General features: G+C 64.1%; 8 protein-coding genes and 1 riboswitch. Of the genes, 3 read left to right on the top strand and 5 right to left on the bottom strand.

The features are described from left to right. The coding region (locus JNK99_RS16485) for an enoyl-CoA hydratase (protein WP_291855211.1) at positions 1 to 610 on the top strand (610 nt) is incomplete at its 5' end. 107 nt (positions 611 to 717) lie between these two features. Here the strand turns inward: JNK99_RS16485 and JNK99_RS16480 are convergent. From JNK99_RS16480 to JNK99_RS16470, 3 genes are all read right to left on the bottom strand, one after another. Beyond that, positions 718 to 2184, bottom strand: coding sequence for a diguanylate cyclase (locus JNK99_RS16480; protein ID WP_291855208.1), 1467 nt, complete (start codon positions 2182 to 2184; stop codon positions 718 to 720). Between the two features lie 93 nt (positions 2185 to 2277). Further along, the gene (locus JNK99_RS16475) at positions 2278 to 2949 is read right to left on the bottom strand and encodes a hypothetical protein (protein ID WP_291855205.1); all 672 of its coding nucleotides are present in this window, start codon (positions 2947 to 2949) and stop codon (positions 2278 to 2280) included. 64 nt (positions 2950 to 3013) lie between these two features. Further along, entirely contained in the window at positions 3014 to 3646 is a 633-nt protein-coding gene (locus JNK99_RS16470) for a class I SAM-dependent methyltransferase (RefSeq protein WP_291855202.1), read from the bottom strand. A gap of 320 nt (positions 3647 to 3966) precedes the next feature. On the opposite strand from JNK99_RS16470, the gene JNK99_RS16465 reads away from it, so the two are divergent. Next, entirely contained in the window at positions 3967 to 4998 is a 1032-nt protein-coding gene (locus tag JNK99_RS16465) for a potassium channel family protein (protein ID WP_291855199.1), read from the top strand. On the opposite strand, the gene JNK99_RS16460 is transcribed toward JNK99_RS16465, so the two are convergent. Both JNK99_RS16460 and JNK99_RS16455 read right to left on the bottom strand, forming a co-directional pair. Then, positions 4995 to 5411 (bottom strand): DUF2784 domain-containing protein, encoded by a 417-nt coding sequence (locus JNK99_RS16460; RefSeq protein WP_291855194.1) that lies wholly within the window; start codon positions 5409 to 5411, stop codon positions 4995 to 4997. The two genes, JNK99_RS16465 and JNK99_RS16460, sit on opposite strands and share 4 nt — an antisense overlap. A gap of 275 nt (positions 5412 to 5686) precedes the next feature. Next, positions 5687 to 7060, bottom strand: a complete 1374-nt coding sequence (locus JNK99_RS16455; protein ID WP_291855190.1) for an ATP-binding protein — start codon at positions 7058 to 7060, stop codon at positions 5687 to 5689. A 160-nt stretch (positions 7061 to 7220) separates the two neighbouring features. Continuing rightward, positions 7221 to 7302, top strand: a riboswitch (SAM riboswitch). A 70-nt stretch (positions 7303 to 7372) separates the two neighbouring features. Between JNK99_RS16455 and JNK99_RS16450 the strand changes: the two genes are divergently transcribed. Beyond that, a partial coding sequence (locus JNK99_RS16450; protein ID WP_291855187.1) for a homocysteine S-methyltransferase family protein occupies positions 7373 to 8669 on the top strand: 1297 nt, incomplete at its 3' end.

Below are 8669 nucleotides of genomic sequence, written 5' to 3'. Positions count from 1 at the left end.
CGGCAAGGCGTTTTGTGCCGGCCACGACCTCAAGGAGATGCGCGCCAACCATCACAAGTCCTTCATGCAGGACCTGTTCCAACGCTGCGGCCGGATGATGATGACGCTGACCCGGATGCCGCAACCGGTGATCGCCCGCGTGCACGGCATCGCCACGGCCGCCGGATGTCAGTTGGTGTCGACGTGCGACCTGGCTGTGGCGGTCGAGAGCGCGCGCTTTGCGACCTCGGGGATCAATGTCGGGCTATTCTGCGCCACCCCCGCGGTCGGGCTGTCGCGCAACCTGGGGCGCAAGCAGGCCCTTGAAATGTTGCTCACCGGCGATTTCATCGATGCACAAACTGCACTGCAGCAAGGGTTGGTCAACCGGGTGGTCGCCAGCGCGGCACTCGACGCCGAAGTCGACCAACTCGCCCGTTCGATCCTTGCCAAGTCGTCGGTAGCCATCGGGATGGGCAAGCAGATGTTCTACCGTCAGCTCGAGATGGGGCTGGAAGCCGCCTACCAGTATGCCTCCGAGGTGATGGCCTGCAACATGATGACCGAGGATGCCGGTGAGGGGATCGATGCTTTCATCGGCAAGCGGCAGGCCGAGTGGAAGGGGCGTTAGATCTGTCCCGATCGTCCTCGGCGGGGTGATCGCCGGCATCGCCTGGGCCAATCCGGCGCCAGCCTCAGGACCTCGTGTCGGCAGGGCGACGACGGGGCGGCTCCTCCTCAGATCGCCACGATTCGGTCGTGGCCGCCTGCCTCGGCCTCGTGTAGCGCCTGGGTGGCTCGTTTGATCAGGTCATCGGTCGATCGGTCGGCGCCGCACGCCTCGCTGGCCCCGATGCTGACCGTGAACTGGACGGTGCCGTTCTCGGTCGGAATCGCGATCGCGGCGACTGCCGAGCGCACCCGTTCGGCCAGCAGGAGGGCTTCGCGAAGATCGGTCTCGGGCAGCAGGATGGCGAATTCCCCACCACCCAGCCGGCCAAGCAGATCCCGCTGGCGCAGACAGCGGGTCGCTGCGCGGGCAAAGGCGATCAGTGCCTGATCGCCGACCACATGCCCGTAGCCATCGTTGATCCGCTTGAAGAAGTCGATGTCGAACAGCAGCACGGTCAACGGCAATTCCTGACGCTGCGCATCCGCCAGTTCACCGGCCAGGGTGTCGACGAAATGTGGTCGGCTGCTGACGCCGGTCAGCCGGTCGGTCGCCGCGAGCTGCACCAGTTGCTCGTCGCGATGCGCCAGCACGCGCAGCAGCCGCAGGGAGCGCCAGGCGACCAGGGCCAGCGGCACGGTCACTCCGAGCGCCAGCAGAACGATCCACAAGGTCTGTCGCCGCCATGCGCTCAGTGCCTCCGGGTAGTCCTGCTGGACGATGACGAGCAATGGGAAGTCCGACATCGACGAGTAGCTGACCAGTTCGCCGACCCGTTCCCCACCCGAGTCATCGAGTACGACGAAGGCCTTGGGCTGCAACGCCAGATCGCGCGGTAACGGTTGTCCCGGCATCGACCGGGAAGGCCCCACAGGTTCAGGGGCGCGTGCGAGCAACGTGCCGTCGCTTCGGAGCAAGGCAATGGTGCCGCCCGGCTGGAGGCGTTGCGCTTCGTAGGTCCGGCGCAGCGTCTCCAGGTCGACCACTGCAAGCAACATGCGAATGCCGTGCATAGGCGTTTGCAATGGCCGCCCGACGGGCAGAGTCTGCCCGTCGCCCGAGCGATCGCGCCGGGGCGTACCGATCAACAACCCGGCGCTCGGCAGCGCACCGCTGAAAGACTCCGCAGCCGCCAGATGGGTCAGCCGTCCGGCAGCTTCGCCGGCGACCTGCAATAGCTGGCCGTCGGTCGCCAATAGCTGGATTTCGATGGATTCGCCGGTCCGCGCGCGAAAACTCTCGATCAGCTTGCGGAACGCCGGGTCACTGCCGGGGTCGCGCTTGGGATTGGCTTGCAGCCAGTGCTCGCAGCTGACGAGAAAGGTGTCGAGCAGGCGAAATTGCTGGCGTGTCTGTTCCTCGACGGCGGCCGTCATCTGCTGCAGGATGCGGCCGGTGGCCGCGATGCTTGCGTCGCGGGCCGCCACGGACGAGACGATGACCACTGCCCAGAGCGCACCAAGCAGCAACAGGGTCAGCACGATGACCGTGCGCGGCCTGGCCCATTCGTCGAGATGTCTGATGGTTTCTCTCACCCTGCTGTCCGCCTCTGGAGCCGATCGATGGCGTGTATTCTAGCAGTCTGCCGCCAGCCGCCGCGGCGTCCGGGGATGGCCAGGGCCAGCCGTTCAGCCTGGCTCGTGGCAGGGTCCGGCGCCCGCCTGCTCGAGGCTCTCGTCGCCACCATCGACAACCACGACCTCTGCGTCAATCGCCCCCGAGAAGAACTCGATGGCCGTGCGGGCCACCTGCACGGTGTCGTAGTAGGCGTAGGCACCGGCACCAAGTGCTCCGAAGACTGGCAGCCAGCGCGCCACGCCCCGGCCGACCATGCGCTGTGCGATGTGCAGGGCAATCTTCACAGCCACCGCCTGGACTTCCGGACGGCTGGCACGCTGTACGACGAAGCGCTTGCCCGCCCTGGCCACCAGCTCCCGGACGAGTTGCGGGTCGGTGTGCCGGAAAAGGCAGTAGAGCATCTCTTCCCGACCCAGACCGGCAACTCTCCCGTAACCGGCGGCAATGTCGGCGACCATTTGTGTCTGTAGCCTCCACAAGGCGCGCAGCTCGGGGAGCAGGGTCAGCCAGCCGAGCGGGCCAGGTGGAAGGGTCAGGCTGCCGGCGGTTGCCGCCGCCTGCCTGGCCGCTGCCCGGGCCAGCGCCTGGGCATGAGGTTCAGGGCTTGCCCTGGCATGTTCGGTGGTCACCGGGGGCTGTCCGACGTAATCGAGAACAGCCTCGGCGATTCTCTGGCTGACCCGCAGGTCTGAACTGCGTCTGGCAAAGCGCTGGGCTGACATGGCGTAGGTCCTGCAACGGTTGAGTGATGGGGGGAGCGATCGGCACTCGGGTTGCTATCGTGCGTCATTCCGCCAAACGGCGCCAGACGCTGGCCAGCCACGGTTGCTGCGCGCGCGGCAACCCGGCAGGACGATAGTAGTGTTCGAGTTTTGCAAAGCCGGCAGCGGTGAGCAATCGACACCAGGTTGCAAGATTGTAGTAGGCCGCGTAGCGCTCGTCGTTCCAGCCCTCCTGATCGTCGCCGTGCGGGTTCGAGCAAAACAGAACACCGTCCGGCTTGAGGGTGGCATGGAGTTGGCGCAGAACGCGCGGCAACTCCCGGCTCGGAATGTGAAACAGCGAGGCGTTGGCAAAGATTCCGTCGAAATGTCCGCTCGGGAGGTCGAGCCTGAGGAAATCCTGCTGCCAGACCGCACAACCGCTGTCGGCACGGGCCATTTCGACGAAGCGCCGCGCACCGTCGAGCCCGATCGCCCGATGCCCGAGGCGCGTCAAGGCCTTCAGATCGCGTCCTGGGCCGCAACCGAGATCAAGCAGCGTGAACGGTGGCCGCCCTCCGATGTGGCGCAGCAGCGCGGCGATGTTCTGGCTGACGTCATGCTGGCTTGTCCCGGCACGGAAGTCCTCGGCATGCTGTTCGTAATGCGCCAGTGTTCGGGTGCTGATCTGTTCGAGTTCTGCTGAATCCGGCGGCATGTGTCCTCCCCGGTGAATGACTCGCAGTCCCTGTCAGGGTTGCGCTCCCGCCGATGGTAAACCAATGCGCGCCAAGCATCACGGTCGATCAGCGGAGGCCGTGACCCGAGGCTGGACAAAGGCTGGCAAATGTGCGAGTCTCGCCCACCATGCATATTTGGGCTTGTGCTATTGATCCCCTGATCCGGACACGCTGCTCCGGATCGTCCCCATGATTGGCATAGTCCGCCAGGTGGGCTCCGCTCTCCCAGCACATGTTCGATAACCCCTTGCCGGGTCGTCGGCAGACTCGCCGCCAGCGCCGGATGAGGGAGTCCGAGATGCGTGTCGCTACCCAGTTGCAGCGCATCGTCGTTCGCATCGTCTGGGCCGGAATCGCGGTGCTGGCCCTGATTGCCATCGGCACCGTCGGTTTCTACCAGATCGCCGAAGACAACGGCGACTGGTCAGACGCCTTGTACATGACGCTGATCACCATCTCGACGGTGGGCTATGGCGAGATTGTCCCGCTTCTTTCCCCGAGTGATCGAATTTTTGCCGGCTCCATCGCCATTTCCGGGCTTGGCGCGCTGACCTTCCTGTTCACCAGCCTGTCAGTGTTCTTTCTCGAAAAGGACCTCGACCATTCCCTGCGGAGACGACGAATGGAGAAACGTATCCAGAGACTGCGCCAGCATTTCATCATCTGCGGCTTCGGGCGTGTCGGTCGCAGCGTCGGTGGTGAGCTGCAGAATACCGGGCGCCATTTCGTTGCCATCGATGTCGAGGATGCGCGTTTCGAGGACAATCTCGATAAGTTTCCCGGTCTGCTCTACCTGCAGGGCGATGCTTCGGACGATGATCTCCTGGAAGCGGCCGACATCGCCGATGCCCGAGGCCTGTTCGCGGTCACCGGTGACGATTCGAGAAATCTGATGATCATCATCACGGCCCGGCAGCTCAACCCGGATCTGCGCATCGTGGCACGCGCCCAGGAGTCGAGGAACGTCGAGAAGATGCGCAAGGTGGGCGCCGATGCAGTCATCTCGCCGGATTTCACCGGTGGCATCCGCCTGGCATCGGCCATGGTAAGACCGCATGTGGTCAGCTTCCTCGACGAGATGATCCGCTCGGACAAGAACGTGCGGCTCGAAGAAGTACGGGTTCCGGCCGGGTTCCCCACCACGCGGGTCGGCGATCTGCGCCTGCGCAGTCCGGACTACATCCTGTTGGCGGTGCGTGAGGAGGATGGCGCCTGGGTGTTCAATCCCAAGGTCGACGATCTGGTGAATCCTGGCAGCACGATCATCGCACTGTCCAATCCATCAGGACGCGCCCAGCTCAAGGCACACTTGATCGAAGTGATGGGCTAGCGACGCTCGAAATGTCCAGGACTGGTCGGGTGACTGCCCGGTGTCCGGCTGGCCGCGCGCAATCGCCAGAGCAGCCAAGCGTAGAGGGTCAGGTTGACGGCGATCACTGCCGCGGCGAGCGCCAGTTGCATGCCACGCGTGAAACCAGCGGGATAGATCAGCGGCAGCAGATGGTGCGCGATGAAGCTGCCCTGGTAGCCGGTTTCACCTGCCGCTTGCCGCAGTTCGTTCTCGACAGGCGTCAGCGGACATATCCATCCGGTCAGCTCGATCAGAACGCCCCAACACGCAGCCGGAAGGTGGAGCACCGCCAGCCTTGGCCAGCGCAGCACGAGCAGACCTCCGGCACCGACAAAAGCGATGAATAGAAAGTGGGCGAGAACCACTCCGTCGGCAAGCAGTCGATAGATCATCACGATTCTGCCGGCTGCCGGTCAAGCCAGCGCCTGGCGAGTTTACCAGACGACAAGTGGCTGCCTGGCAGCCGGGCCGGCCGAGTACGGCTGGCGTGACATCCGGCAAAAAGGTGGTCGGCCACCGGAGCTCTCTCGGGCATGCCGTCCAAGCGTGCTGTCCCGGGCACCCGCCAGATCGCGCGATCAATCGACGCCCGGTCCGGCCCGATCGCGAAGGTTGCACACTCCTCCTCGGACGGGTGCCCACCTGCTTGTGGCATCATGGCTGGGGGTCAGGCTTGCCAGCGGCTGAGCGGCAGCGTGACGCGCGTACAGGCGCCGCCCGGTGCGTCCTGCCGGTTGAACAGCTCGACCTTGCCACCGAAGCGCTCAACGGTCGCGTTGGTGAGAAACAGGCCGATGCCCATGCCGCGCGGCCGATCGAGTGCATCGTGCTTGGTACTGAAAAACGCTTCGCCGAGGCGCTTTGCGGTGTTGCCGTCCAGCCCGGGGCCACGGTCGAGGATCTCGATGCGGCATGTCTCGTCATCCCAGCCGGCGGAGAAGCAGATGGTCTCCGCCTGAGCCCCATTGGCGTCGGCCGCGTTGTCGAGCAGGTTAAGGAGCGCCTGCTCGAGCGTTCGGTCGGCCACGATCGAGGGCGCTGGTTGCTCACCCTGCAAGGTCACGCTGAGTCTCGCATGTGGGCGAATGATCTGCCACTCGTCGAGCAGGTGGTGCAGGTAAGCGTCGAGTGCCAGAGAGCGCATGCTTTCTTCCCTACGCTGGCCGGTCGAGGCAAGAATTTGCGAGATCGTCTGCTTGCAGCGCTCGACCTGTTCGCGCAGCAAGAGCAGATCCTCCTTGAGTTCGACGTTGTCACCATGATTCAGCTCGAGTTCGCGGATCACCACCGCCATTGTCCCGAGCGGCGTCCCGAGCTGATGCGCAGCGCCGGTGGCAAGAGTGCCCAGCGAGAGGATCTGCTCGTTGCGCAGCGCGTCCTCGCGCGTCGCCGCGAGCTCACGCTCACGCTCCTTCAGGGCAGCCGCCATGCGCGTCAGGAAGAAGGCCACTACACCAACACTGATCAGAAAGTTCAGCCACATGCCCAGCACATGCAGGGCAAAGCCGCTGCCGTGCGCGGCATGCTCGCCTGCCCCGCCGGTAGCACGGGCGAGCAACTCGTCGAACTGGGCAAGATCACCCTGTGGCGGCGGCAGTGGCAGCTTCCAGAACATCAGGAAAGTGTAGGCGAGCAGGGTGATTCCCGCCATCGCCCAGGCGTGGCGTGCCGGCAGCATCGCTGCGGCCAGCGTAGGCGGCAACAGGAACAACGAGACGAATGGATTGGCCGACCCGCCGGCGAAGTAGAGCAGCAGCACAAGGATTCCGACATCCAATGCCAGATGTCCGAAAATCTCGTTCTCGCCGATCGGCCAGCCTTGGTCGAGCCGCCATTGACTAACCAGATTGGCTGCGGCGAGCAGACCGATGATCGCCGTCATCGGCACCACCTCGAGCGGAATCTTCAGCCATGCCACCGCGAGCACCAGAACCACAGCTTGCGCCAGCACCTCGACCCGGCGCAGCGTGATCAGACGTCGTAGCGGGTTTTCCCCACCCGGCTGGAAAGCCGACCCCCGGGCTTGATTGTTGTGAAACATGAGTTGGCACCACACTTTCCTGCAGTCGGAACGGTGGATTCTACGCTCGGCAGATGAGCGCGGCCATGTCGGCTGTTTGATGTAGTGCGCTGCTGCCGCCAGCCCTGTAGCTTGACAATGGGGGTCCCGGCGAGTAGATTCAAAGCCTTGCCCGGGTTTGCTCAGGGGCTGCGCCGATTTGACACGAACAGATTGCGGGCGCGTTAAAAATTCCGCTAAAGCGAGGCCTAGAAAACAACCCGTCGAGCTTTGCGCCGACGGGTTTTTGTTTTTACCGAAATGATTTGCCAGAAAGAAGACCAAGGGAAACGCATGCAGCCTGACCGCACCGCCGAGCTGAAAGCCCGCCTGGAACGACAGATCCTGGTCCTTGACGGGGCCATGGGCACAATGATCCAGCGCCATGGGCTGCAGGAGGCCGATTACCGCGGCACCCGTTTCGCAGCGCATCCGCACGACCTCAAGGGCAATAACGATCTGTTGCTGCTGACCCGCCCGGACCTCATCCGGGCGATCCATGCGGAATACCTGGCGGCCGGCGCCGACATCCTCGAAACCAACACCTTCAATTCGACCAGGGTTTCGCAGGCCGACTACCACCTCGAAAGCCTGGTGCATGAGCTGAACCATGCCGGAGCCCAACTGGCGCGGGCAGTCTGTGACGAGTTTACAGCCCGCGACCCGGCAAGGCCGCGCTATGTCGCCGGAGTGCTCGGGCCGACCTCGCGGACGGCGTCGCTCTCGCCCGACGTGAACGACCCGGGCTACCGCAACACTTCCTTCGAAGAACTGGTCGACGCCTACGGCGAGGCGATCCGGGGGCTTTGTGAAGGAGGTGCCGACCTCCTGTTGGTCGAAACCGTTTTCGACACACTGAACGCGAAAGCGGCCCTGTTCGCCATCGAGCAGTACTTTGAGCAGACCGGCCGGCGCTGGCCGGTGATGATTTCCGGCACGATCACCGACGCCTCGGGGCGGACACTGTCGGGGCAGACTGCCGAGGCCTTCTGGAACTCGCTCAACCACATCCGCCCGTTTAGCTTCGGTCTCAACTGCGCGCTGGGGGCTCCCGAACTACGCCAGTACGTCAAGGAACTTTCCCGGATCTGCGATTGCTTCGTCTCGGCGCACCCGAATGCCGGTCTGCCGAATGCTTTTGGCGGCTATGACGAAACACCGGAGCAACTCGCTGCGGAAGTCGGCGACTGGGCGAGACAGGGTTTTGTCAATATAGTCGGCGGCTGCTGCGGCACCTCACCGGCACACATTGTGGCCATCGCCAGCCAGGTGGCCGGCATCCGCCCGCGGCGCATCCCGCTGCTCGAGAAAAAGCTCCGGCTGTCCGGCCTCGAGCCATTCAACGTCGGCCAGGATTCGCTCTTCGTCAATGTCGGCGAGCGCGCCAATGTCACCGGTTCGCGTGCCTTCGCGCGGATGATTCTCGAAGGACGCTTCGACGACGCGCTGGCAGTCGCCCGACAGCAGGTGGAAAACGGCGCCCAGGTGATCGACATCAACATGGACGAGGCGATGCTCGATTCACAGGCAGCGATGGACCGCTTCCTGAAACTGATCGCCAGCGAACCGGATATCGCGCGTGTGCCGATCA

It is taken from the genome of Accumulibacter sp. (assembly GCF_016789985.1).
Classification (GTDB): Bacteria; Pseudomonadota; Gammaproteobacteria; order Burkholderiales; family Rhodocyclaceae; genus Accumulibacter.
The sequence above is the reverse complement of the archived record's forward strand: the minus strand, read 5'-3'. Positions and strand labels throughout refer to the sequence as shown.